This window comes from Streptococcus oralis, from assembly GCF_001578945.1.
In the GTDB taxonomy this organism is placed as follows: domain Bacteria; phylum Bacillota; class Bacilli; order Lactobacillales; family Streptococcaceae; genus Streptococcus; species Streptococcus oralis_Q.
The window spans coordinates 1-331 of the sequence record NZ_KQ969646.1; the positions used below are offsets into that span (position 1 = coordinate 1).

Consider the following 331-nt stretch of genomic DNA (forward strand, 5'->3'; position numbering starts at 1 on the left):
GGAATTACTCTCCCTTAGATGATAAGGAACGTTCGCTAGGCTGGAATTTGGAAGGGACTTGGCTAGATCATACAGGTTATACAGGTACCTTCATCATGTGGAACCGAGAGAAGCAGGAAGCCGCTATCTTTTTATCCAATCGAACCTATGAGAAGGATGAGCGTGCCCAGTGGATAGTTGATCGGAATCAAGTGATGGATATGATTCGTAGGGAAGCGTAGGGGAGAGAGAATGTCAAAAAACTTAAAAGGAACTCTATTTACAGTGGTCGCAGGTATTGCTTGGGGCTTATCTGGAACCAGTGGCCAATACCTGATGGCACACGGAATTT

General features: G+C 45.3%; 1 protein-coding gene and 1 pseudogene. Both read left to right on the forward strand.

Translation table 11 applies throughout. From position 1 onward, the window contains the following. The coding region (locus SORDD16_RS10215; protein ID WP_164966537.1) for a serine hydrolase at positions 1-221 on the forward strand (221 nt) is incomplete at its 5' end. A gap of 10 nt (positions 222-231) precedes the next feature. Beyond that, positions 232-331, forward strand: a pseudogene (locus SORDD16_RS11240) (EamA family transporter); the annotation flags it as partial.